The sequence below is a fragment of the Hyella patelloides LEGE 07179 genome (genome assembly GCF_900659865.1).
GTDB lineage: Bacteria > Cyanobacteriota > Cyanobacteriia > Cyanobacteriales > Xenococcaceae > Hyella > Hyella patelloides.
The window spans coordinates 1-25386 of record NZ_LR213815.1; the positions used below are offsets into that span (position 1 = coordinate 1).

The following is a 25386-nucleotide window of genomic DNA, read 5'->3' on the forward strand; positions in this document are numbered from 1 at the left end:
ATTTATTAACAGTTTTTTGAGAGTTTCTGCCGATTCAGTTATCTCAATTTTTACTACTCCTGACATAGTTCGCGATCGCTTTTATCCCTTTCTCTTTAAGTGTAGTCTAAGTTTAGGAAATTGGTATAATTTTAAAAGCAGTTAACTATCAAATCACAGGGCGCAAACTCCCTCACCTCACCCTAGCAGAAGGAGAAGTAACAGGACATTCTCACCGTATTGATAATGGTCAAGCAGAATTATACGAAAAAAACGGTACTCTTTACTTGAGGGTACTATCGGAAACTGCTAGTTTAATTCACGAAGAACATCACGCAATTACTATTCCTCAAGGAAATTGGTTAGTACGTATACAGAGAGAGTATGAGCCAGAAGGATGGCGATACGTTGCTGATTAAAATAATGCTCTTGCAATTTTATTGAAACCTCGTCCACATAGAAGAATGGTTGTTCGATCTTGAGACAGAATACTTTTAGTTTCTTTCCAGTCCATCGAACAAAGAACCCTTAACGAGTTTGTTTGTAATTATTTGTCGCGAACACTCTTGTTTGGGTGAGTGAACGATTACATCTTAACTTGCTCTTCCAGTAAAGAAACAGAATCAACTGGCTGGTTGTTATGAAGCACCATTGTGGTTGTAGTGTTGGGTTGAAAACCAATACGCTGATAAAAACTTTTGTGGTTGGTAGTAGTCAGATAAACCCTTTCTACTTTGTTAACTATGGGATGAGTTAGAACTGTTTCCACTAATTTGCAGCCTAAACCATAACCTCGATAATCAGGATGAATTACCACATCCCAAATAGCAGCGCGATAGATACCATCAGAAGTCGCCCTCGCAAAGCCAATAAGTCGCTCATTATCCCATACTGTCACAACGGGGTTACTATTGGAGATCGCAGTTGCCATGTCTTCTATTCGGCGATTTTTTGCCCAAAATGAGCTTAAAGTCAATAATTCTTGTAATTTATCTAGGTCTATTCTTGATTTATCGAGACAAAACTGAATATGACTACAATCCATAGTAAACCCCTATAGTTAAATAAAGATATCAATGTATTAAGATACTTCCCTATTTGTATTAATAGTTACAGAAATATTGCCCGTTTTCTAGTCCTTTTGTTTTTGTTCTCTGACATAAACCGCGTCCAGTTTGAAGGTAACAGATGCACTCGATCTCGCGACTCTTATGAGAAGTTGCGTTTTAAGGTGTCCATCTTTACCCTGTAAGCTTCGACTTTTTAAGGCGGAGTACCTTCGACTCATATCGCCTTGTTGAAACCCATAGTTTTTAAAGTATAGCAATACGTAATTTGTATTAGGACACTTGCTACTACGACGCGATAGCGAGTCCTTTAGGGCTACTTACGAATATTTAACTAAACTTGTCCCAACAATCAACTTACTGCGATAACTATTCGAGGGATTTGCGACCCTGCGGAATTCGTACTCGCGCTCCCGCGAGCCTTTGACGACCTGCAAAGGAGCGTACACCGTTAGGGAATAGAGACTGAGAATATCAAATTGCTTCTAAAACAAAACGACCGTTCTCTATTGGAACACGGTATCAAATAACGAGATGTTACTGGTTAAAGAGTTTTTCTAATTTACTATCCCATTTTTTCTGATTGGCTTTAGCATCTTGCACAAAGGGAGAAATAGTAATTAATTGGAGTAAAAGATGATTTAACCATGAGAAAGGAAATCGCATCGGTCTGACAATATCAAGAAAAAGCACTACTCTGATATCATCTGTGTCGTTCCAAGCTTCATGAGGAAAAGAATCATCTAAAAACATGGCTTTCCCTTCTTCCCAATGGCGAGTTTCATTCGCGACACGAATGCCACATAATTCTTTTGGTTCGGGAATTTTCAAGCCCAAAAGACATCTTACTACCCCTTTGTAAGGACCACGATGTTCAGGAATGTGTTTTCCTGGTAGAAGAATCGAGAAAAAAGCGGTTTTCATCCCTGGAATATTTTCAATAAGACGAGTTGTTTCAGGACATCTTTGACAGTTTGACTCTTCTTTAAGTCCATAACCATAAAGAAAGTAAGTTTTCCAAAGGTTATCTTTAGTAGTGGAATAACTTTGATCGGGGGAAATATCCTGAAAATTAGGTAATTGTGTAGTGTATTCTAATATTTTGTCTAGTTCTTGGCGAATTAGATGCCAATTGCTTTCTAATTCAGTAGTCCAAGGAAATTGCTCTGCTTCAAAAAAAGGACTGTCTCCAATGTCAGAGTATTTGGAAATTAGCTGTTCGTATTTTTGAATCAGATTGAAGCCAACCTTGTAAATAATAAAGTTCCTGATGCTGGTAGGAATATTGATTGGTAATTCTTTGACAGACATGTGTAACTTATCAACTATTAAGAAAGTGATTACTTTAAAAGTTTAGCAATGTGAAACTACTGACATCTGCAAAAAAAGATTTATTTTAAAATCTTTTCTTTATGCTTTTTCTCCTTGATGAATGCGGTTATCTTGGTTTGTGTTTCCCAACAATAGACTAGGTATGTCTTTCCCAATCAAGAATTGCTATGTGGTTTTCGGTAATCCCTATTCTCACCCAGATTGGTAATTACGCTACGATCTCAATAACAACAAAAAAGAAAGTAAGATACAAGACATACAGTATTTGATTACTAAGTTATGAGTAATACAAGCAATTTTAGACAGGCAATAAACAAAGCAAAGGGTCAAGCTCTTGTAGGGCCTAACGTTATTCCCAACGCTTTACCTTACCTCGGTGGTGGTTTAATCTTAACTGCTATCGGTACTTATGGTGGATTAGGTGTTATCAACTCTAATCCTGAAATATTTATGCCCACTTTTTGGGCAGCATTGATTGGTGAGTTTATTCTCTTTTTCATCGCCCGTGGCGTTGCAGAGAAAGGAAACAACGGCACTGCTTTACCTCTTTTAGCTTTATACAGTCTGCTCTCTGGTTACACTCTAAGCGGAATTGTGTTTATCGCTCTCAGTACCTCTGGAGTAGGTATTCAAGGAGTCGGTATTGCTGCTTTGGGCTGTGGTGTAACATTTATCGCGGGGCGCAATCTTGGCTCTAACCTAAGTGAAGAAGATGGTTTGGCTCTCACTCAAACTATCCGCATGGGAATTATGGCACTGTTAGTTGTTCTTGTCGGACAATTACTATTTTCTCTATTTGGAGTTTATACCCCCTCTTGGCTGGAAATCGCTATTTCAGGATTGGGAGTATTACTGTTTGCGGGTGCTGCGGTGGTAGACTTCTACATCTTACCTCGTACTTACAAAGATGAGCAGTATTTACCTGCTGCTCTTTCTATGTACTTGACTTACATTAATTTATTTGTGTTTATCCTTCGTCTGCTAATAGCTATGAATGGTCGTGACTAGATACTAATTAAGTAATTACAAATAATTACTTTAATTGAAATGACAAGCGGGCAATACCCGCTTTTTTTGTTTGATAATTTTTTATAAATTCAAGTTAATATTAGAGTAAAGTAAAGTTTTGTAAAGTCACAGATTATCTCGATCTCGCTTGACGAGACTCCGCCACGTCCGTATAAGACGCAGACGCTTGCGTCCGACTTAAACTTCCCCTGGAAACCTCGCGCATTCGCGGACTTACAGAATGCTCGTTAAGACAAGACCGATAATGCACGTGACCGTTGTTAAATTACACAGGAGAAAGAAAGCTAATGGCAAAAACAGAACCCACTGTTACCCCCAAACTAGAAGATCCCAAGTTTGGCTTTAATAAGTACGCGGAACGTTTAAATGGTCGTGCTGCAATGATTGGTTTTATTTTGGCTCTAGGAATTGAATATTTCACAGGACAAGGTGTAATGTCTTGGCTGGGTTTACAATAGACCTCTCTTACTTAAGTATTAAAGGTCTCGGAAAAGTTATGTTTTTAACCCCTTGTGAAGATTTGTCTGATACAAGGGGTTTTTTCTAGAGGAAAAGGTAAAGCTTACCATAAGCAAGAAGCAGAATTTAAGTAAATCTTGGTAAAATCAAGCTAAGTAGTTTCAATCTATTACACCTTGAATAAAGCTTATGCCAAAAATAAAGATTCGCAAATTGAGAATCAAAAATTAAAAAGTTGTGTTTCTGGCTTTTTTAGGTTTAATTAGATTTATCTGCTTAAATTATGACGGTGGCGGATGGCGATAAAGCTTTGTCAGATGCAACTACCGTGTTGATGGTTTAGTCTCTTCACAAAAGATTTTATGAATCCTTTCTTTGCCAAATTTTTGAACTCAGTTTATCGTAAAGAGCCAATTTCTGGCTTTATTCTTATTTGGGGCGTAACCGATGCTTTAATTGGTGGAATTGGAGGACGCTGGAGTTTATTTTCTGCGGGATTTATGATTGCTCTATTCGGAATATTGATTCGCTCTTTACAGGAGAAAAAAATTAAGGCTGTCAGACAAGAGCGTCCAGTAAGATACCAACTTCCTTCTGCTGCGTCTAATCCTCCATTACCTCTTCTGATGAGTAAAAAACGCCGTCGATAAATATTTTTATGTTGTAGACAAAGTTGAATTTAACAGATTATAAGAGAAATTCTCTTCCTCGCGGTAGTTATAAAATATTAGTTTAATACATTAAGCTACAGTAAGTCATCTATTAAAATATAGTAAACAAAACAACAAATTTAATAATTATATATCGTTTTTAAAAGCTATAGAGTAAGTCAATTTAATGAACTCTAAAATCTTTAACTAAGGATATTATAATTGTTTTCTATAAACATTTAGCTTTTAATAAACTACAAGTACTAAATATTTTTATTCTTTAAATTTCTCAGATTAATTGCTATTGCGGTCGCAACGCGCCTCGCCAACGGCGAGATCGCTTTTTCTGATATATTACTTTTAAAGCGATCGCTAAATTAGTTTTAAAGCTTTATTTTATAAGGAAATATCCACTGTAGTAATTTCTTTATTTAAAGATTTTAAAGAAGGATTCATCGCACTATTATTACCAACTACTAAGGTAATAACTTGTTCTGGTTTTAAATATTGTTGAGCAACTCGTTGAATATCTTGAACTGTAGTATTATTAACCCCTTCTTGATATTGAAAGATAAAATCTTCTGGATAGCCAAAATATTCATAACGCATTAAGCGCGATAAAACTTGACTGGGATTTTGAAAGTTAAAAACGAAAGAATTTAAAATAGACTCTTTAGCATTAGTCAATTCTTGTTCGCTAATAGGGTCAGTTTGTAACTTAGTAATTTCTGCCAATACAGACTGAATAAAAGGTACAGTACTTTCAGTTTGGGTTTGTCCCCCTGCGGTAAATTGACCAGGATAGTCATAGTTGGGATTCCACACCCCATAAACACTATAAGCTAAACCTTGACGAGATCGCACTTCGTTAAATAATCTTCCGCCAAGACCATTTAGCAAGCCATTCATCACACTCAAAATCGGATAATCGGGGTTATCTAAGGTATCTCCAATATGACCGATTAAAACATTGCTTTGGGTCAAATCGGGACGATCTACGATGTAAATACCACTGCCATTTTCTTGGGTTGCAGCAGGAATTTCTAGAGAAGGTGGAGGTGTGGTAACTTGCCAATTGCCAAAGACTTGCTCGATTTTGGCTTGCATTTCTTTGGTATCAAAATCTCCAACAATTCCTAGAATAGTATTTTCAGGGCGAATGTATTGCTGATAAAAAGTAATTAAATCTTCGCGCTCTATATTATCTAAAGTTTCATATTCTACAGTACGAGCATAGGGGCTAGTTGCACCATAGATTAGTTTGTCAAATTCTCGCCCTGCAATATCTTGAGGATCGTCATTGCGACGGGAAATCGCTCCTTTACGTTGATTTTTAGCTAATTCTAATCGTTTGGGGTTAAAAACAGGCTGTTGTATAACTTCTGCAAATAGATTTAAAACAGTATCTAAGTCTTCTGTCAGGGTGTTAAAGCTAGCACTACCAGAGGTTTTACTGATGTTGGTTTCAATAATAGCTGCATCTTGTTCTAAAATCAGGTTCAATTCTTCAGCAGTGTGATTTTTAGTTCCTCCACTACGCATTAAAGAACCTGTTAAGCGAGCCAAACCTACCTTCTCTGCTGGTTCAAAACGCGATCCTGTCCGCATAATTGCCGTACCACCAACTAAAGGTAAATCTCGATCTTCTACTAGATATACCACCATGCCATTATCTAATTGATAACGTTCGTATTCTGGGAGGGTGACTTCTGGTAAAGGAGGAAATTCTAATTCTGTGTAGTGTTTTGGCGTATCGGCGATCGCTGGTATACTAATACTAAGAAAAATAATTACCGTGAGAACGCTTAAAGCAAGCTGGGGAAATATTGAGAAACGGAACTTTCTAATCATTATTTAGTTGAGTACAGTTAAACCCTTACCAATTTCAGACATTCTTTTATTGGTAATGATTGTTACAGAGTAGGGTGGACGACCGAAGGAAGTCCTAAAGAATACCGCTACGCATATACTTTAGTGCATTGCCCACCCTATATTTAAATTATTCCCTAACTAGATGCTACTGTTTTAGCTCGTTCTTCTTCTTGGCTAGCTTGCAGCGCAGAATACAAGCGATTTAATGCCTTAATATAGGCACGAGCCGAAGCGACAATAATATCTGTATTGGCTGCACGACCAGAATAAACTTTATCCTGATACCGTAGACGGATAGTAACTTCACCAATAGCATCAATTCCTGCGGTGACAGATTGCACAGAAAATTCAATTAAATCATTGGGAATATCCACAACACGGTTAATCGCTTTATAAATAGCATCAACAGGTCCTGTACCAATAGCAGCATCGGTCAATTCTTGACCTTCAGGATTGCGAATCGTTACTGTAGCAGTGGGACGAGAACCATCACCACAGGATACTTGTACTAATTCTAGACGGAACAATTCAGGAGGTTGGCGAATTTCATCGTTAACGATTGCTTCTAAATCCCAATCAGTGATTTCTTTTTTCTTGTCGGCAACATCTTTAAAGCGCACAAAGGCTTTATTAAGCTCAGTATCAGAAAGTTCAAAGCCTAATTCTTTGAGGCGAGTACGGAAAGCATTACGTCCTGAAAGTTTACCCAACACGATTTGATTATCGTTTAAACCAATGGATTGAGCATCCATGATTTCGTAAGTTATTCTATTTTTGAGTACCCCATCTTGGTGAATTCCCGACTCATGGGCAAAAGCGTTCGCCCCCACAATCGCTTTATTGGGTTGTACCATCATTCCTGTGAGGTTAGACACCAAACGGGAAGTTTTATAGATGTGTTGGGTATTGATTTGAGTGAGAGGCTCAGTAGATTCTGCTGGTCTACCAAGAAAAGGATTATAGTATTGACGGCGCACATGGAGAGCCATTACTAATTCTTCGAGGGCTGCATTACCTGCTCTTTCACCGATACCATTGATAGTGCATTCTAACTGTCTGGCACCGTTTTTAACTGCTTCAAGGAAGTTAGCCACAGCTAAACCCAAATCATTGTGACCGTGAACGGAAATAATAGCCTGGTCAATATTAGGTACATTATCTTTAATGCCTTTGATTAATGCCCCAAATTCACTAGGAGTAGTATAGCCCACCGTATCAGGTATATTAACCGTAGTTGCCCCTGCTGCGATCGCTAATTCTAAAACTTGATACAAAAATTCAGGGTCGCTACGTCCAGCATCTTCAGGGGAAAACTCCACATCTTCCACAAAAGATTTAGCATAAGCGACCATCTCTGGGACAATTGCCAATACTTCGGCTCTAGTTTTCTTGAGCTTGTATTCTAAGTGAATATCAGATGTCGCCAAAAAAGTATGAATTCTGCCTTTCGCTGCGGGTTTTAAAGCCTCTGCTGCGGTTTTAATGTCTTTTTGAGTCGCTCTAGCTAAACCACAGATGGTAGGGCCATTCGGTGTTCCTATTTCTGCTGCTATTTTCTGGACTGCTTGAAAGTCTCCAGAGCTAGTAAAAGGAAAACCCGCTTCAATAACATCTACTCCTAGTCTTGCTAGAGCGCGGGCTACCTTCAGTTTTTCTTCTATGTTCAGTGCTGCACCAGGAGATTGTTCTCCATCGCGAAGAGTGGTATCGAAGATAATAATGCGATCTTGTGATGTTTCCATAAGCCTATTTACGCGCTTTTGCAAAGGAGTATTGATTACTTAATTAAAAATTATAAGATATTGTCTTGAGGGATGAGGCATGAATTACTACGTCCTCGAAGGGGGATGAGGGATGAGGAAGAATCAATAATTTAGCAACCAGCAACCAGAAACCAACCACTGTAGAGACGTGATAGATCGCGTCTCTATCCATATTATCTAAACTAAAAATCATTCTTTTCTATACTGGGACGAATATCATTGAGATCGATATATCTATCAGTAGCGTTTCTTAGTTCACGGGCAATCATGCCTTCGGTGGAAACTACAGTAATATGAGTATTCTTAGAGCGCAGTAGTTCAATGGCTCGTTCAAAGTCTCCATCCCCACTAAACAAGATTACCTTGTCATATTGATCGACAGTATTAAACATATCGACTACAATTTCAATATCAAGATTCGCTTTTTGGGAATAACGACCTGAAACATCATCATAATATTCTTTTAGTATTTTTGTTCTAACTGTATAACCAAGACTGATTAAAGCATCTCGAAATCCTCTTTGATCTTGGGCATCTTTTAGCCCCGTGTACCAGAAGGCATTGACTAAGGTAACAGTAGGGTCTTTTGTGAAATTTTCTAATACTTTTCTGGGATCGAAAAACCAACCATTTTTTTGTTGAGCATAAAACATATTGTTACCGTCTACAAATATAGAGAGACGGTCTCTCAGGCAATTATTAGGACAATCCATATAAGCTATACCTAAGTATTTCTAAAATATATAAATAGTAAATTTATTAGCATAAACTCCCATCATATCAGCTTTTAGCAAGCGACTCCAAAGAGTTTGGCTCGCGATATTGGGAACGCCCTAAAGGACTCACCGATGGTCGCGCGAGTTTGGCTAATAAAAATTAGTTAAGTAGTCATTAGAAAATAGGTTGATAACTGTTATAGATATCAACCAGCCTCGCAAATCTCTTAATAATAAGGTTATTTAGAATAGGGTTGCCCCCAAATAAAATTTAGGCATTTTCTATATATTTTTAGTTTAAAGCAAAATCGATGGTTATAGCCACCAAACCTTTTATAAAAGTTGAATTTATCCTAGTTGAGTTAAGAGATAAGTTAAAAGTAACCGCGAAATTAGAATATGCTTTTGTCCGAGAAGCATTTCTGGCAAAAAGTCAAAAATCATGAAGTTGAAGATGAACGATCGAGGATAAATGATAGAGAAAAATGTATGTTTACGAGAATTTTTTTTCTCTAGATTTTGATAAGTTATATTTTACAATAAAAGCGATCGCATAGTAGAAGCGATCGCATAGTAATTATCAATTTTTATCAAACATTAACACCGATCGTTGTTCCTTAATCAAGAGAATTACACCAAAGATTTTTCTGCTTCTTTATTTTTTTGAATCCACATAGAAGTACAAGGAATTTTTGTTTTATCACAACGATGAGCATATTTTTCAGCCACATCTGTAACCTCTTGTAGCAGCCCTTGACTGAGGGTAGTGGGTTCTAACCCTAAATCTAATAAACGCTCGTTTTTCACAAATAATTCGTTTTCTGATGCTTCGTTGCGAGGATTGTCTAGATAGGCAATTTGCACCCCTGTCATTTCTGAAACCATCTTAGCTAAATCTCTAACGCGGTGAGTTTCTGTCATCTGATTGAGAATACGTACTCTGTCACCTTTTGCTGGAGGATTTTCAATCGCTAGTTGGACACAACGCACTGTATCTTTAATATGAATAAAGGCTCTTGTTTGCCCTCCTGTACCGTGAACAGTTAAAGGATACTGGATAGCTGCTTGCATCAAGAAACGGTTTAAGACTGTACCGTAGTCACCATCGTAATCAAAACGGTTAATTAAACGCTCATCCATAAGAGTTTCGGGAGTATTGGTTCCCCAAACAATACCTTGGTGTAAATCGGTTACTTTAACTCCATCGTTCTTGTTGTAGTAGAAGAAGAATAACTGATCTTGAGTCTTGGTCATGTGGTAGATACTACCAGGATTTGCGGGGTAAAGAATTTCTTGCTGAATGCGATCTCCATTATCCGTAACTACCTCCACATCCAGATAGCCTTCAGGGATTTTCATTCCTGCTGTACCGTAACCATAAACACCCATTGTACCCAGGTGAACGAGGTGAATATCTAAACCAGAAGCTACGATAGCACAGAGAGTATTGTGGGTAGCATTGAGATTATTATTAACGGTATAACGCTTATGCTTATCTGTTTTCATCGAGTAGGGAGCAGCCCTTTGTTCGGCGAAGTGAACCACAGAATCGGGTTTTTCAGCTAGCAGTAAAGTAATGAAGCGATCGTAGTCTTGAGCGATATCAATATTATAAAATTTAATTTCTTTACCCGTTAATGCCGTCCAAGTACTTAGTCTTTGTCCAATAGGAGCGATTGGTGTTAAAGAACTGACTTCTAACTCATTATCAATGTTACGGCGAGAAAGATTATCTACAATAATAATTTCATGACCGAGGTTAGATAAATGTAACGCGGTAGGCCAGCCACAAAAGCCGTCTCCTCCGAGAATGATAACTTTCATATTTTACCTCTATTGATACTTATACTGAAACGATTCTATAATTTAGACCGTTAGTTATAACCTAGATCATTTAACCAGACTTTCGACTCTCCTTGGAAGTTTATCTGTAATTTTTGATGATCGAGATTGTTTTACTTCTCATTAATTGTGTGCTTTTGAAAGTGTAAATCTCGATATAGCGATCTCTTATTAGTTAGTAACATTAGTCACAAAGGCTTTTCAGAATGAAACTCCGTATCAGATCTGTTTCAAAAAGTGAGTTCCTCAAAAAACATATTGACATATCGCAACATAACGATATATTGTCTGGACTTTCGGAAAAAAGCGATCTAGAAAGACTACATTTCAGGCAGAGAAACCTTTTAACCTGTTTACCCCCCAATACTCTGCGGTATAACGTATAGCGTGAGCTTCTAAACCTGCCTCAATATCTAGAATGTGTAACTTCACCATCTTATGAAATTGCGATTTTAACCCTATAATTTATTCTAGCGATCTGCATATTAGCGATCGCTAAAACTATGAAGCATAATGGTTTTGTTGACTCGATTAATAAACTAAAGATTAGATACAATCTTTTAAAGCTTTAATATCTGCACTGACAATTTTTTCTAAATTACGCGTAATTTTTTCAATTTCCCAATTCCACCAGGCAATCTCTAACAAAGCTTTAATAATCTCATCTGGAAAGCGTTGTCTTATAAATTTGGCGGGATTACCTCCTACAATTGTGTAGGGCTGAATATCTTTGGTAACTACAGATTTAGCAGCAATAATAGCTCCATCACCAATTTTTACTCCAGGCATTATAACCGTTTCATATCCCATCCAGACATCATTGCCAATTATGGTATCACCCTTGAAAGGATATTCTGTAGGCTTTGGAGTGATACGTTTCCAGCTTTTACCAAAAATTTCAAAAGGATAGGTAGAAAACCCAGACATCTTGTGATTGGCACCATTCATAATAAACTTAATACCTCTTGAAAGGGCGCAGAATTTACCAATGATTAATTTGTCACCAATAAACGGAAAGTGATAAAGTACGTTGCGTTCAAAGTTTTCGGAATCTTCTGGATCGTCGTAATATGTGTAATCTCCAATAATAATATTTGGGTTGGAAACGGTATTTTTAATAAAACAAATTTGCGAAAATCCCTCCATTGGATGAGGATTATTAGAGTCGGGATATTCCATGAAAAATCTTTTGCACAATCAAATTTATAATATAGTATTTTCAAGAATAGCGATCGCCTTAATTAAGTTTTCTCATACTTTTCTTTTAAATTTTCATAATATTTCCGTTGAGCTTTTTTTACCAAATCAGGGTCTTCTCTTCGTCTTTTTATGGGTTTTGTTGGTTCAGAAGTTTCAATCACGCGAATCGTAATTTCATCACCTAATGTTACTTGGCGTTTAAGCCAATCTAGACGCTCATCATCGTATTCATCATGATGTAACAAACCTACAACGGAAAGATCGATGCTATCAACTAAGTCATCTTCCAATGCTGAAGCTCTACGAAAACTAAGAACAAAACTAAGTACTGAAATATCGTCAATTCCAGCAATAATTTTGGTTTCGTTGTTAATTGTTATTTCAAATGCAATCACTAATTATTGTTTTCCATAGCTACTACATTATTAATATAAATAGATTAAAATCTTTTTTGAAATGCTTTTAAAGTTTCCTTACTCTTACTAGGATCGTAAATGCCAAACACAACTCGCTCAAAACAGCCTTGAAATCTAGGTTCACTAAGCCATTGACCAAAAGCATCTGCTACCAGATTAGGATCGTTACGAAATACTCCACAACCCCAAGCACCAAGCAATAGTGTACGATGTCCATGCTCTCTTGCTACTGTAAGCACATATCCCGCCCGACGACGCAATGTGTCCTCTATTTCTGCTCCTGCTGTAGCATCGCGACGCAATACTTGACCAGCATTGGGGGCTGGTGCTGTAATGATTGAAGCTAAGAAGAAATCATCTAAAAGTCCACGACTACGAGTTCTAAACCAAGGTACTTGAGGCGAATAGATAATGCGATCGGTATACAATAAAGAGTCATAAGCGCGATTAGTCTCATAGTAATCAGGCTGTTTTAATAAACAGGGATATAAACCCGAACAACGGGCTAAATCTTCTTCTTGGGCTTTTGCACCATTGATAAAGCCACCTCCAGGGTTGCGTGCAGAAGCATAGTTTAACAAAACCAAATCGGAACACCCTTCAACTGTTACTAATCGATGGGCTGCTACTTGTGTTGTCTCTTCAGTAACTTCAACAATCGGGTTTTGAATGTCTTTTGGTGCTGGTTTTTGTAGCAGTTCGCTAAGTTGTTCGGGAGTATATAGTAATGTAGCTGCTTCTGCTGCTTGTTGTTCCCTAGAAAAGTTAATTACCTTTCCAAAACTATTAATAAACTTTCCTTCTCGAACAATTTTTAAGGTTTCTTGAGCTACACCTTTGAGAGACATATCAATAATCCAATATTATGATGGGCAATATCTCAGCAATTATCAATTCTAATTGAAGATACAATTGTAATTTTTAACCTGGAATTTTTTAACCTATAAATGAACACCCCCAGCCATTACGTTATTAACTTAGCTTTCCTCGGTCAAACCATTGCTCCCCAACAAAATATTGCGATTACCATTGGTGCAATATTACCCGATCTACCAATTTTTCTGTTTTATTTTATGGCTAAGTACATCTACAAATTACCAGAGTCAAAAATTTGGTCAGAGGCTTATTACGAACCATTAAATCAAGATCTTGTTGCTCTGTTTCATTCTATACCTTTGGCTGTAATTTGTTTAGGTATTTGTTTTTATTTAGATTGGCAATTTGGCACAGTACTTTGTATTAGTATGATTTGTCATTCTTTGTTAGATTTACCAGTACATAATAGTGATGCTCATCGTCATTTTTTCCCTTTTAGTAATTATCGTTTTATCAGCCCTTTTTCTTATTGGGATATTAATCACTATGCCAAATATATTGCAGGAATTGAAGTTTTATTAGTGCTAATTGCTAATCCTTTGATTCTCAATTTGTTAAAGTCTCATTTTAGTAAAGGATTAGTGATTTTGATCGATTTGCTTTATGTTTTTAGTTATGTGCGTTTTTATCTATTGCGTTGAAATTAAACTTTAAAAATTACTTTTAGGCTATTTATAAGAGTATTATTGTTTCTTTTGCGATCGCTAATTATTAATTTCTCTGATTGTTTTTTAATTACTCTGTTAACCTATATAAAAATGCTAAAATAGCCTTAAGTAAGTAATTATATAAATAAGTAATGCTTAAAATAAACAAGAGTTACGTAGTTGATGAAAATCAAAATTTGATCGCGGTACAAATACCAATTGATGATTTTACTAAAATAGAAGAAATTATCGAAAATTTTGGATTAGCTAAATTAATGGAAGAAACAGATAGTGAGGAATTATTATCTGGCGAAGAGGCTTATAATTATTATCAACCACTAAAAAATAAAAGTGTAGAAAGTTAAATATACGAAAAAGTTTCTCAAAGAATTAGTATCTTGTCCTAAAAATATTCAATCAAGAGTTGAACTAATTGTATTTAAAGATTTAGCTGGTGATAATCCTTTTGAGTTAGGTTGTGTAGAAAAAATGAAAGGATATGATGACAAGTATAAAATTAAAATTGGTAACTATAGGATTGGAATTACTATAGATAAAAAAGCTAAAGTTATTATTTGCCAAAGAATTGCTCATAGAAGAGAAATATATAGAGTTTTTCCTTAAGATTTGAAGTAAAGGCGATCGCATATAATAAATTTATCGAATTATTAAATATAGAAAACTACTAAGCTTGATTTTTAGCAATTAATTCTCTAACAACAGGAACTAATTTATTAGGAATTTGCATCATTGTTTGTTGTTTACCTGTAATTATAGTTTCATCTTCTGCCACTGCTTCATCTTCAGTTTGATTTTCGTAGTGTTCGATAATGCTTTTAATTTTTGCTTCGTCAAATCCTGGGGGGAATTTATGATTATTAGTTGTCATTTACTTTTTTCTCCTTCTTTTTTTATAAGCTGCTAACGGTTTTCCAGTTAGATCGTATGCTGTAATTACAAAAATACTATTTGAGCCTGTATCATTAACATAAATTATTTTTAAATACCTCCCGCTATAAGTTTGACCAATTGCTACTCTAGAATTATCTCTACCTTGGCGATCTTCTCCTGGGTTAAACAATACTTCTTCTACCTCTTGTTCTTGAACTTGATGGTTATATATATGAGGTAGTTCGGTTTCTGGGTCTATATAAAATCTAATTTCCATCCTTTAATTATATTATAGTTCATGAAAAATGCGATCGCACCTTACAAGTTACTACGCAACACATTTCCTAAACTTTCCCAAAATCCAATTTATTACGCTTCAAAAACTTAAGCTGATATCTTAGCTTCAACATATTCAATATAACTATTTGGTAATGGTATTTGTTCGCCATCTTCTTGCAAACTTTCTCAGTGAAATTCTATTGCTTCTTGAATTAAAGTTTTAACTTCTGCTGCTGTTTCTCCTACTGCTACACAACCAGGAAGATCGGGGACATAAGCACCATAGCTATTATTTCCTTTTTCAATTATTACTGCATATTTCACGATTTAATCTCGATTACCACGAGCAAAATTACAATATCTATGAGTTAATCTTCCATTAGCTGGTTCTGTTTTTCCACCTAAAGAGTAAGGTATCTTATGATCTACAACACTATCATAAAGAGAAGTAATTTGTTGATTGCAGATTGAGCAAGTTGGATTTGCGTCAAAAAGCTCTTTCTTAAAAGAATCCGAGAAACTTCTTAATTCATAATCAGATGTACCTATTATTTCAGATAAAGCATTAAACCAAATTAAAAATATTTTTTGTACTTTTCCTTTATTACTTGTTCCTGTTGTAATAGCTTCTATAAATTCTTGATCGCTTGTCATCAAGCTATAAAGCTTATTTTTTATAGCATCTGCTTTAGGAATAACATCTTTTTGCTGATATCTAGTAAATCCAACCATAACAATATCAAATAATGACATATTTAGTTTGTTATCAAATTTACCATCGGGATTATTATTATTTCCTTTCTGTATCTTCTTCAAGATTTTCCGTATCTTCTTCTATTTCAAATTCAAATTCCTGCTTATCTTCCTTTGCCATAATATTTTACGCTGCGAATTTGAGTCAGAATATGCCCATACTAAATATTTTTCCCAAAAGCAAAGATTTTGTAACATTTTCCCTGCTTTATCGTAAATATTCTCAGAAAAAAGAAAAACTCAGCAAAACCCCTCTCTCTTCCTCTTCTCCTTAAATTTTGCAACCAATCCTCAAACCCTTCGCGTCTTTGCGACTTTGCGTGATATAAAATAAACTTAAAACACCAACAAATAAATCTAAAAAACCGTCCACAGATAAACGCAGATAAACACAGATAGAGTTATCTGTTAGCAACATAATTCTATAGATGAAAAAAGGGACGCTATTATAAAACGTCCCCACAGTATTACTTACTCTTAGCCTCCAAACTTTCCAATCGACTCTTCAAATCTTGATTGTCTTTTTTCAACTTATCCACTTCCTGACGTAACTCCTTCACTGCTTTATCGCTACCGATATTTTTCTGTACCTTTTCGATAGCTTCGTCGGCTCTTCTTTTGACTCTTCCATCGGGAGTTTGTGCGGAAAGATTTTGCAGGATACCGATAGCTTTTGGTGTTTGCATTTGTCCTAAAGCACCAGTTACCGCTACTTGAGTGAGGAAGAAACTTTCACCAGAGAGAGACTCTAATTGTTCTAAAATTGTCTCGATAGTTTCGGGAGTTTGACCAGAAGAAACTGCACCTAAAGCGCGAATAGAGGCTAGTCTTAAAGCTTGGGGTGTATCTGGTTTAGTATATTGAATAATGATATCTACCGCATCAGCAGATGTAGTCATTTTACTCAAACCACCTATTGCACCACTTCTTACCGTTTCATTCCAACCAGCGCGGGTATTAAGGATATCTTGTAACAAGGTAATGGTTGCTTCCTTTTTATCTTTGAGGTTTCCCGATACCATTCCTCCTAAACATCTAGCTGCGGATGCTTCTGCGTAATAACTAGCATCACCTTTTTCAAGACATTCTTTGATAGTTTCGTAAGAAGACTCGGTTTTAAAATTACTCAACGCATCAATAACAGCGCGACGCACTCTTGCATCTTTATCCTGTAACCCTTTAATTAATGCATCTTCTGCTTGATTGAGTTTGATTTTACCCAAGGTTTTGGCGACTTCTACTCTTACTCCCCAGAAAGTATCTTCTAATAAGGATGCGGATAAAGCTTTAACAACTTCTAAACCGCCTTTTTTTCCTAATGCTTTGGTTGCGTAGATGCGAGATACAGCATCAGTATCGTATTTGAGTTGATTTTTTAATTGGGTAACGGGATACTCTAGCTTAACTGTCTTGAGAATATAGTTATTAACATCAAAGCTAATGAAGTCGGGTTTCTTTTCTAGAGGGAAATAAAAGGTTTGTTTTTGTTGATGTATCCGTAAGGGCATCTCTTGGTGAGCATTCCCTTGCGCGACGCGGAGCGAGTCCTTTAGGGTCTGTCGCCGACGCGGGGTCTCACCGCTTTCGCGAAACGCCCCTACATCGTCTATATAACCAAATGCAATGGGAATTGTGAGATCGAATAATTCACTATCACTACCAGTCTTATCGTCTTTAGCTTGAGTTTGAGTAATAGTTAACTTCGCTAACTTGCTCTTATTGTCCCAAGAATAAGCTACTTTATAGTCGGGATGTCCACCACGAAAGACATATTGATCGAACAAACCAGCTAAGTTGTAACCTGTAGCTTTATCGATCGCTCGTAATAAATCTATCGTCTCTACTGTCTTATGGGCGTTGTCGTTTACAAAAGTATGAATTGCTTTATCAAACAGTTCATCACCGAGAATTCCCCTTATCATGTGATAAACACAAGCACCCTTTTCATAGAGGTGACGGTCATACAGTTCGATCGCTTCTCGGTATATATTGGTAACAATGGGACGACGGTAACGAGAACTATCTTCGCTTAAGTAACTTCTTGCTTCATTGAGAAGATAATAGGCTGCATCTTCTTTACCATATTCTTCCTCTGTCCATAATACCTCCGCGTAAGAAGCCATCCCCTCTTTGATCCAAGCGTGTGACCAGTGCTTAATTACTACTAAATCACCGAACCATTGATGGGCTAGTTCGTGTAATACTAGACTCTCAGTACGCATATTATCTATAGCAGCACGTTCGTCTAATAAACAACGGTCAGTTAATAGGGTAGTGGAAGTATTTTCCATTCCCCCAAATATGAAATCACCAACGCAAACTTGGGCATATTTAGGATAGGGATAGTCGTAACCGTATTTTGCTGATAAATACTCTACCATGCGGGGAGTTTTACCCATACTTATCTTGGCTTCGGTTTCTTTTCCCTTCTCTACATAATAGGTAACGGGGATATCTTTCCAAGTATCTTTTAATTCTGCAAAGTCTCCTACAGCAAGAGTCATTAAATAAGTAGGATGAACTTGCTTTTGATGCCAATGATATACCTTATCTTCCCCTACAGTCTCGGTGCTAACCAATTCCCCGTTGGACACCGCCATATATTTTCCTGGTACTCTTACTTTAATTTCTGATGTGGCTAATTGACCAGGATAATCGAAACAAGGAAACCAAAAGCGCGAGTCTTCATCTTCTCCCTGTGTCCATACTTGGGTTGGTTTATCGGGATAATGTTCGTCTGGTTGAATGAAATAAATACCCCGTTGGGGATGATCTACACTATAAGTAATTGCAATATCTATCTTGGCTTCTGTGGTGGGTTGCAATAAATCTATCTGTAACCTTTCTCCGTCGTAATCAAAAGGTTGACTCACTTCACTAATTAAAACCGATTCAATATTTAGATCGACTGCATCTAGATTAAGCTGTTCGATACCCTTGCGTACAGGAGTAATCGTAATCGTACAAGTACCTGTAAAACTTTGGTTGGGGATATCCAAGTTTAAATCTAATAGTATATGATTTACCTGCCCAGGGCGATCGGGATTGTAGTGGGGTTTTGCTCCTGGAAGTTCAAAGGATTTAGGTTTTTTCTCTTCGGAATCAAAGTATAAGGACATAGGGAGTTGAGTAAAGTTACGGATAGATATTATCTTACTCAATTTGTCATCGTTACATCGTGAAGCTACACAATAACTAAAGTCCTTGGTTATGATATTGGATGCAACAAATGATATGAATTTATATGCTGGTTTTCTTTATACATGGTGTCAATACTAAAGATGCTAATTATGCAGATATTTTAATCAGAAAAATAAGGAATATTAACAAAAAATCTGACTTTAGTAATACAAGTACAGAACGGAAAAAGGTTAATGCCAAATACAAAAGACACATGAGATATCCTTTAGTTAAAGCTAATCTTTATTCTGGCTTTTGGGGTAATTTATTCAATAATAAGAAGCAACAAGCGATTACTTGCATAAAAAAAGATTTTTCGAGAGCTTGTAGACAACATGAAGAATATCATCTTTTACATAGAGATATGTATAGATATAAAAGTTATAGATATAAATTTATTAATGAATTTTTAGGCGATTTTTTGATTTATCAAAATCCTCGACGAGGTGCTGAGATAAGAAAAACTCTTTATCAACAATTGAATCAATTTATTGAAGATCATCCGAATGATAATGAAATACACTTTATCGCCCATTCGCTAGGCAGTGTAATTCTTTGGGATTTATTGTTTTCAGAGGATTTACCAAAAGACGATCCTGGATATCATTTCAGAAATATATTAGAAAAGCATAAAATATGTAGCATTACTACGATGGGTTCTCCTCTATTATTTCTGAAACAAATGTTTGATTTAGACTTTTCTCTAATCAATAATTGTGTAATGAATCTTTCTACCACAAATACTAATCATCTTCATAAAATTAGATGGGTTAACATTATCCACTCGTCTGACATGATTGCCTATCCTTTAAAAGCTGCTATTGAAGATGAAATTAATTCTGATATTTTATTCTTCGATCAATATGTTTGGCAAGATGGTAATGGTAAAGAACGAGGCTTAAGAACAATTGGTAGTGTCGAATTAGCAATGGTTGTAGGAGCAAGCGATGCACATTCTTCTTACTTTGCAGATAATATAGATGGTTCAATTACTGCAAGAATTATTGGGTATAATTTATTAGGTGAAACAGAGAAGCTTTTCAATAGATGTGTAACCCCAAGGTAGCAGAATGGGGCAATGTTCACCATACCATACCAGCCGATGAATAACAAAACTATGAATACCAGTTTGTAGTAGGGTGGGCAATGCCCACCCTACCCATGAATTAATCATCAAAAGAAAAAAGAAAATTATATTAAATGCCGAATTATCGTCGCTTATATGTTCCTGGTGGGACATATTTTTTTACTATTGTTACCTATCAAAGACAGCCAATATTTAATAATCCAGATAATATATCTCTTTTACGAAAAGCTGTTGCTACAGTTAAATCAGAAATGCCTTTAAAAATTCTTGGTGCTGTGATTTTACCAGAGCATTTACATTTTATTTGGCAATTACCACCAGGGGATAGCGCGTATTCTAAAAGAATTGGCAAAATGAAAGTATTGTTTACTCAATCTTTACCAGAAAAAGAAAAATCGCAACAAGAAAATTCTATTTCTCGTCTTAAACATCGCGAAAGTAATATTTGGCAACGGAGATTTTGGGAACATACTATTAGAGATGAAGAAGATTTAGAAAATTATTTGAATTATATTCATTACAATCCCGTGAAGCATAATTTAGTTTCTTGTCCTCATTTATGGCAATATTCTAGTTTTCATTCTTGGGTAAAAAATAAAAGATTAGATCGTAATTTGGGTTGTGTTTGTAATGAAAAATAATGGTAGGGTGGGCATTGCCCACCCTACAAGAGAATGAATAATAATAAAAAATATGAATAAAACATGAGATATTAAAAAGATTACCACAGTTTTCCCAAGCGCGATCAGCCTACGGCTGGCGCATTCGCAACCGCCTTAATTTAAACTAAAAAGCGCAACTTCTAAAACTTACCTTGACGATTAAGGGTTTCTCGCAGATTTTAATTTAACAAGATTTTAGTGGTTTATTCAGTATGGCATCACATTGTTGATAGAGGTGTTGTAGTGTAGAGTCATTCTCTAAAACAAAATCTGCTTGGGCTACTTTCTCTTTTAAAGGCAATTGGCTCTTAATACGGTTTTGTGCTTGCTCTAGAGTCAAATTATTGCGTTTTTGTAGCCTGGCTAACTGATTTTCCCGATTGCAGCTTACTACCCAAATTTCTGTAACTAAATGGGTTAGATTGGCTTCAAATAGTAAAGGAATTGCCAACACTACCATATTACTCTTAATATTAGCTAATTCTTGGGAAAAGCGATCGCGGACATAGGGATGGATTTTACTTTCTAACCATTGTTTTGCTTCTGAGTTACTGAATATCAGGTTCCCCAATGCCAAACGATTTAGAGTACCATCTTGTAGTCGGAGGTGGTTGCCAAAGTGAGTAAAAATCTCTTGTAGAATAGGAGAATCTTTAGCCACTGCTTCTTTGGCGTAAACATCAGCATCTAAAACTGGCAAGTTATATTTACTTGATAAGTAATCAGAAACCGTACTTTTTCCTGTGGCGATACCACCAGTCAAGCCAATAATTCTCATAATTTTCGATTATTCAAACTATATATTGTAAAATTGGTCAACTTGCTACGAAATAAATCACACTGTTGTCCCTTGCCTTTTCCCTTCGCTCATAATACATAATAGAGATAAAAAAATTGTGTTTTCTCTATGACTCCAATTATTACTGAGCCTCTTAAAGTCGAAAGAATTAATATTGCGATCTCCAATTTAGCTACTAATTTGATTGGGACAAAAATAGTTCAACTCAGCGATCTTCATTATGATGGAACTCATTTATCAGATGAAGTCTTTCAAGAGGCTATTGCTAAATGTAATCAAGAACAAGCAGAGCTAATTGCGATTACAGGAGATTTTGTGACAGATAAACCCCAGCCAATTCCTGAATTAGCCAAGAGATTGCAGCAATTAGAAAGTAAATTTGGGGTCTATGGTTGTTTGGGAAATCATGATTCATCTACTCGTTGTGTGCCAGAACAACTGATGACGGCTTTAGAAAAAGTTGAGATCAAAATTCTTTTCAATGAAGTCGCGTATCCTTTGGGAAAAGAGATTGCACTTGTGGGATTAGCCGATTTTTGGTCACGAAAATTTAAGCCTAGTAAAGTTTTACCTCAGCTTGAGGAGAACTTACCCCGCATCGTTTTATCTCACAATCCTGATTCAGCAGCAATATTAGCTAAATATCGCGTGGATTTACAATTATCTGGTCATACTCATGGAGGACAAGTAATTATTCCTGGTTATGGCGCAGCACCAGAACTTTTACAAGAAATTAGAAAACAAACTCCTAAATTTATCAGTAAACATATCCCCTATCTGAGAAATTGTGTTTCTGTAGTTAAAAATTGGCAATGGTCAGAAGGATGGCATCAAATAGGAAACAATCAACTATATGTTAATCGTGGTTTGGGTACTTATTTCCCTGGTAGATTTCGCTGTCCTCCAGAAATTACGGTGATTACTTTGGAGAGAAAGTAGCTTAAGCAAGTAGAAAGTCATCGAGCTATAAGAATGAGGTATTAAGACAAAAAGCCAATGACTAACAACTAACAAATATTACTAATTAACACGAGTCCAAAGAGCTAAACCACCGCCTCTTCCTCTAGCTGCGATCGCCATTTCTTGAATCTGAAAGTAAGTGAAAAATGCTTGTTTTTTGATTGAATCGCTATAAAAACTTGCTTCTTTAGCTTTTCCCGCTCTTATATAACCATTATAAATAGTAAGTCCTAATAATTTAATTTGCATTTTGGTAAAGTCAAATGCCAAAATATTTTGTGGTGTTAAAAATTTTATTGGGCCTGTTAAGGATAGTTGGAAAAACTTAAGATCAACACAATTTTCAACTCTACCTTGATTGGGTTCAGAATCTTCAATTGTTTTGTAGGTAATAGTTATTTTCAGAAATTGAGGTAAATATTTTCCTGCACCAAGAACAATTCCTGCTCTTTTTCTGGTCTTTTTTGTCCCAGTGATAAAGCATAATCTCCAAGTGCCAATTAATTGCTCAAAAGAATAACTAAATTTTTGTTTTTTTGCTTCTTTTTCGGCTGCTAGTAAAGCTGTTACTACTTCATCTGGAGACTTTAAATTAGTTTTTTCTAGAGCAGAGAGAGCAGCTTCTTGTAGAACTTGTTGACTTGTCATAATCTATTTTTTCCAGGGTAATTTTGTTCCCATCTCAGTTAAAGCAGAAAACACTAAATAAAGAATTAAAAAAGCTACACCAGCCACAAAAGGTAATAAATCATTTTCCATTTATCTTTTACCATTTATTATTTTTCATTAAATAATCAACTACTAACAGCTTAGGTTAGTCAAGGTATAATTTTCAATATACTACTTTTTCATTGACAAACTTAAAATATTTGAAAGCTAATAACTAAAAGCTTGATTGCTTGATAGAAATAACTGAAAGGTAGAAATATTAATCATGTTTTCGATTAGATAATTAGTATAAAATAGGATAAATAAATAATAACAAAAGATATTTAACTATATAATTTTCACGACTCAAATAGAATTACTATAGATGCGTTTTTTTCTACTTAAATATAAAATTAAAAACCCAAAAATTATAAATCCAGTAAGATATTTAAGCGCATTAGGTATTATGGGACTAGGGGAAAAAAAGCCCTCAATAATGCCAGCAATAATTAACATAGGGACAATTCCAAAAACTAATTGAACTGCTTTTGTGCCATTTATTTTTAAAGCATCAATACGGCGATACTGTTCAGGAAAAACCATTGCCTTACCAATTAATAAGCCTGCACCTCCAGCCAAAAATATTGCAGGTAATTCTAATGAACCATGAGGGCAAACAAAAGCCCAGAAAGGGTATCCCAAATTATTTTGAGTTACCAAAGCACCAATAGTTCCAATATGTAAACCATTAAATGCCATAATATAAATTGTCAGAATACCCGCCGTTGCACCACCTGAAACTGCTTTAAACGCTACACCCAAGTTATTAGTCATGATTCCGCTAGAGGCTAAGGGTTCGTTTCCCACAATAAAACCCATCCACAGTTCACCTCTGTCCCGTACTTTTTCAATTAATTCTTGCGGTACTGTTAAGTCTAAAAACACAGGATCGTGCCAAGCGTACCACCAGCCTATCAGAAAGAGTAGGAAAAAGATAGCTGTTGCGATCGCTGTATAGGTTGCAGTTTCTCGTACTATTTGAGGAAAACCCCAAGCATAAAATTCTTGGACATCTCGCCATTCTTGACGACGAGAGCCTTGGTATACTTGGTTATATCCGCGAGCAGTGAGAGCTTGTAAGTCTTGGGTTAAAGTGTTACCCAAATTGTTAGTTTTTGCTTTAGCAAAGTCCGCAGCAACGGAACGATATAAACTAGCTAATTGCTTAATTTCCGTAGCAGATAAAGATTTTAAACCTTTCTTTTCTGCCTGTTGTAAAAGTTTATCTAAAGTTTTCCAGTTGGTTTCTTTTCTGGCAATCCAACGGTTAGTATTCATACATTGTTATCCGTTATTTTATTGATTATTCATCGTTTATCATTTATCATTTTATAATTTTATAATTATAGTTATTTTATAGCAATCAATAAATTAATGAAACCATTAAGCGTTGGAAATGTAGTTACTGCTGGCTTAAGGATATATCGAGATCATTTTAAAGAGTATTTTGGTTTGGCTTTTATTGCTTATTTATGGGTTTTTATTCCTATTTATGGTTGGGCAAAATTTTCTGCAATCAATAGTTTAATTTCCCGTTTGGCTTATGGTGAAGCTACAAATAAACCCGAATTAATTAAAGATGCTCGTCGTCATATTAAATCTCGTATGTGGGGTTTCTTGATTGCTGGTATTTTAGTGGGTTTAGCAAGTTTAATGGGATTTATCTTTTTATTACTTATCTTTGGCGCAATTAGTATCCTAACTGCTTTTATTGGTGGAGAAGATATGATTGTCGGGATTATTATTGGTATCGTTTCCACTCTGACTGGACTATTTATCTTGTTTTTTGGCACTACATGGCTGATTTCTCGATTTTTAATCTTCGATTTGCCTTTAGCTATCGAAGAAAATATGACACCTCTGAAATCTATCAAGCGTGGTTGGATGTTAACAAAAGGTTCTGTATTGAGATTACAGTTAATAATATTTGTGTCCTTTTTAATTAGTTTACCTATCTCGATATTTACTAATATATTTACTAATATCTTGAGTTTTATTCTTACTCAAATTGCCTTCAGCGACACAGTAAGTTTAAATTCAAATTTATCAATCTTATTTGTCTTAGCACAAATATTAATTATCTTATCTAGTGCTGCTTTAGTAGTACCTTTTTGGCAATCGATTAAAGCTGTAATTTATTATGATTTATTAGTGCGTAAAGAAGGCTTAGGATTAGACTTAGAAGATAATAGCAATTTCTCTTAAGAGCAATTAAATGG

General features: G+C 35.7%; 27 protein-coding genes and 1 pseudogene. 11 read left to right on the forward strand and 17 right to left on the reverse strand.

Annotation, left to right across the window (positions count from 1 at the left end):
- Positions 1-119 precede the first annotated feature (119 nt).
- Positions 120-398, forward strand: coding sequence for a hypothetical protein (locus H1P_RS39295; protein WP_144866792.1), 279 nt, complete (start codon positions 120-122; stop codon positions 396-398).
- 167 nt (positions 399-565) lie between these two features.
- On the opposite strand, the gene H1P_RS10095 is transcribed toward H1P_RS39295, so the two are convergent.
- Both H1P_RS10095 and H1P_RS10100 read right to left on the reverse strand, forming a co-directional pair.
- Positions 566-1024 carry a GNAT family N-acetyltransferase gene (locus H1P_RS10095; protein ID WP_144866794.1) on the reverse strand — a complete coding sequence of 153 codons (459 nt, stop codon included), beginning with the start codon at positions 1022-1024 and terminating at the stop codon, positions 566-568.
- A 559-nt stretch (positions 1025-1583) separates the two neighbouring features.
- A complete protein-coding gene (locus H1P_RS10100; protein WP_144866796.1) occupies positions 1584-2357 on the reverse strand; it encodes an aspartyl/asparaginyl beta-hydroxylase domain-containing protein in 774 nt (257 codons plus the stop codon).
- 300 nt (positions 2358-2657) lie between these two features.
- On the opposite strand from H1P_RS10100, the gene H1P_RS10105 reads away from it, so the two are divergent.
- The 3 genes from H1P_RS10105 (at position 2658) to H1P_RS10110 (ending at position 4516) form a co-directional block, all read left to right on the forward strand.
- Positions 2658-3386: a Bax inhibitor-1/YccA family protein gene (locus tag H1P_RS10105; protein ID WP_144866798.1), complete on the forward strand. Its 729-nt coding sequence runs from the start codon at positions 2658-2660 to the stop codon at positions 3384-3386.
- A 308-nt stretch (positions 3387-3694) separates the two neighbouring features.
- A complete protein-coding gene (locus H1P_RS35990; RefSeq protein WP_186375921.1) occupies positions 3695-3865 on the forward strand; it encodes a hypothetical protein in 171 nt (56 codons plus the stop codon).
- Between the two features lie 363 nt (positions 3866-4228).
- The gene (locus H1P_RS10110) at positions 4229-4516 is read left to right on the forward strand and encodes a hypothetical protein (protein ID WP_144866800.1); all 288 of its coding nucleotides are present in this window, start codon (positions 4229-4231) and stop codon (positions 4514-4516) included.
- Between the two features lie 396 nt (positions 4517-4912).
- Here the strand turns inward: H1P_RS10110 and H1P_RS10115 are convergent, their stop codons facing one another.
- From H1P_RS10115 to H1P_RS10145, 7 genes are all read right to left on the reverse strand, one after another.
- Entirely contained in the window at positions 4913-6367 is a 1455-nt protein-coding gene (locus H1P_RS10115) for a M16 family metallopeptidase (RefSeq protein WP_144866803.1), read from the reverse strand.
- Positions 6368-6522: 155 nt separating this feature from the next.
- On the reverse strand, positions 6523-8130 hold the full coding sequence (locus H1P_RS10120; protein ID WP_144866805.1) for a 2-isopropylmalate synthase: 1608 nt from the start codon (positions 8128-8130) through the stop codon (positions 6523-6525).
- Positions 8131-8333: 203 nt separating this feature from the next.
- Entirely contained in the window at positions 8334-8864 is a 531-nt protein-coding gene (locus H1P_RS10125; protein ID WP_144866807.1) for a LabA-like NYN domain-containing protein, read from the reverse strand.
- Positions 8865-9497: 633 nt separating this feature from the next.
- Complete coding sequence (locus H1P_RS10130) at positions 9498-10691, reverse strand: NAD-dependent epimerase/dehydratase family protein (protein WP_144866809.1); 1194 nt, start codon at positions 10689-10691, stop codon at positions 9498-9500.
- Positions 10692-11255: 564 nt separating this feature from the next.
- The gene (locus H1P_RS10135; RefSeq protein WP_144866811.1) at positions 11256-11888 is read right to left on the reverse strand and encodes a Vat family streptogramin A O-acetyltransferase; all 633 of its coding nucleotides are present in this window, start codon (positions 11886-11888) and stop codon (positions 11256-11258) included.
- A 62-nt stretch (positions 11889-11950) separates the two neighbouring features.
- A complete protein-coding gene (locus H1P_RS10140) occupies positions 11951-12304 on the reverse strand; it encodes a hypothetical protein (RefSeq protein WP_144866813.1) in 354 nt (117 codons plus the stop codon).
- A gap of 44 nt (positions 12305-12348) precedes the next feature.
- The gene (locus tag H1P_RS10145; protein WP_144866815.1) at positions 12349-13173 is read right to left on the reverse strand and encodes a TIGR02452 family protein; all 825 of its coding nucleotides are present in this window, start codon (positions 13171-13173) and stop codon (positions 12349-12351) included.
- 99 nt (positions 13174-13272) lie between these two features.
- Here H1P_RS10145 and H1P_RS10150 point away from each other — a divergent pair, with 99 nt between their 5' ends.
- The 3 genes from H1P_RS10150 to H1P_RS39300 all read left to right on the forward strand — a co-directional run bounded on the left by H1P_RS10150 (position 13273) and on the right by H1P_RS39300 (position 14472).
- Positions 13273-13842, forward strand: a complete 570-nt coding sequence (locus tag H1P_RS10150) for a hypothetical protein (RefSeq protein ID WP_144866817.1) — start codon at positions 13273-13275, stop codon at positions 13840-13842.
- A gap of 158 nt (positions 13843-14000) precedes the next feature.
- Positions 14001-14213, forward strand: a complete 213-nt coding sequence (locus tag H1P_RS10155) for a hypothetical protein (protein ID WP_144866819.1) — start codon at positions 14001-14003, stop codon at positions 14211-14213.
- Positions 14214-14259: 46 nt separating this feature from the next.
- Complete coding sequence (locus tag H1P_RS39300; protein WP_342799560.1) at positions 14260-14472, forward strand: type II toxin-antitoxin system RelE family toxin; 213 nt, start codon at positions 14260-14262, stop codon at positions 14470-14472.
- A gap of 61 nt (positions 14473-14533) precedes the next feature.
- Here H1P_RS39300 and H1P_RS10165 read toward each other — a convergent pair whose 3' ends face one another.
- The 5 genes and pseudogenes from H1P_RS10165 to H1P_RS10185 all read right to left on the reverse strand — a co-directional run bounded on the left by H1P_RS10165 (position 14534) and on the right by H1P_RS10185 (position 18890).
- On the reverse strand, positions 14534-14737 hold the full coding sequence (locus H1P_RS10165; RefSeq protein WP_144866821.1) for a hypothetical protein: 204 nt from the start codon (positions 14735-14737) through the stop codon (positions 14534-14536).
- The gene (locus H1P_RS10170; RefSeq protein ID WP_144866823.1) at positions 14738-15016 is read right to left on the reverse strand and encodes a hypothetical protein; all 279 of its coding nucleotides are present in this window, start codon (positions 15014-15016) and stop codon (positions 14738-14740) included.
- 107 nt (positions 15017-15123) lie between these two features.
- Positions 15124-15342, reverse strand: a pseudogene (locus H1P_RS39305) (type II toxin-antitoxin system HicB family antitoxin).
- A gap of 3 nt (positions 15343-15345) precedes the next feature.
- A complete protein-coding gene (locus H1P_RS10180; RefSeq protein ID WP_144866827.1) occupies positions 15346-15834 on the reverse strand; it encodes an HNH endonuclease signature motif containing protein in 489 nt (162 codons plus the stop codon).
- A 404-nt stretch (positions 15835-16238) separates the two neighbouring features.
- Positions 16239-18890: a M1 family metallopeptidase gene (locus H1P_RS10185; protein ID WP_144866829.1), complete on the reverse strand. Its 2652-nt coding sequence runs from the start codon at positions 18888-18890 to the stop codon at positions 16239-16241.
- Between the two features lie 125 nt (positions 18891-19015).
- Between H1P_RS10185 and H1P_RS10190 the strand changes: the two genes are divergently transcribed.
- Together H1P_RS10190 and H1P_RS10195 are read left to right on the forward strand one after the other, a co-directional pair.
- Positions 19016-20017, forward strand: coding sequence for a hypothetical protein (locus H1P_RS10190; RefSeq protein WP_144866831.1), 1002 nt, complete (start codon positions 19016-19018; stop codon positions 20015-20017).
- A gap of 134 nt (positions 20018-20151) precedes the next feature.
- The gene (locus tag H1P_RS10195; protein ID WP_144866833.1) at positions 20152-20679 is read left to right on the forward strand and encodes an REP-associated tyrosine transposase; all 528 of its coding nucleotides are present in this window, start codon (positions 20152-20154) and stop codon (positions 20677-20679) included.
- A gap of 205 nt (positions 20680-20884) precedes the next feature.
- On the opposite strand, the gene coaE is transcribed toward H1P_RS10195, so the two are convergent.
- Entirely contained in the window at positions 20885-21478 is a 594-nt protein-coding gene (coaE, locus tag H1P_RS10200; protein ID WP_144866835.1) for a dephospho-CoA kinase, read from the reverse strand.
- Positions 21479-21607: 129 nt separating this feature from the next.
- Between coaE and H1P_RS10205 the strand changes: the two genes are divergently transcribed.
- Positions 21608-22438: a metallophosphoesterase gene (locus tag H1P_RS10205; protein ID WP_144866837.1), complete on the forward strand. Its 831-nt coding sequence runs from the start codon at positions 21608-21610 to the stop codon at positions 22436-22438.
- 81 nt (positions 22439-22519) lie between these two features.
- On the opposite strand, the gene H1P_RS10210 is transcribed toward H1P_RS10205, so the two are convergent.
- Both H1P_RS10210 and H1P_RS10215 read right to left on the reverse strand, forming a co-directional pair.
- Positions 22520-23107, reverse strand: coding sequence for a hypothetical protein (locus H1P_RS10210; RefSeq protein WP_144866839.1), 588 nt, complete (start codon positions 23105-23107; stop codon positions 22520-22522).
- Positions 23108-23473: 366 nt separating this feature from the next.
- Positions 23474-24445 carry a stage II sporulation protein M gene (locus H1P_RS10215; protein WP_144866841.1) on the reverse strand — a complete coding sequence of 324 codons (972 nt, stop codon included), beginning with the start codon at positions 24443-24445 and terminating at the stop codon, positions 23474-23476.
- A gap of 96 nt (positions 24446-24541) precedes the next feature.
- Between H1P_RS10215 and H1P_RS10220 the strand changes: the two genes are divergently transcribed.
- The gene (locus H1P_RS10220; protein WP_144866843.1) at positions 24542-25372 is read left to right on the forward strand and encodes a DUF975 domain-containing protein; all 831 of its coding nucleotides are present in this window, start codon (positions 24542-24544) and stop codon (positions 25370-25372) included.
- The last annotated feature ends 14 nt before the right edge of the window (positions 25373-25386 follow it).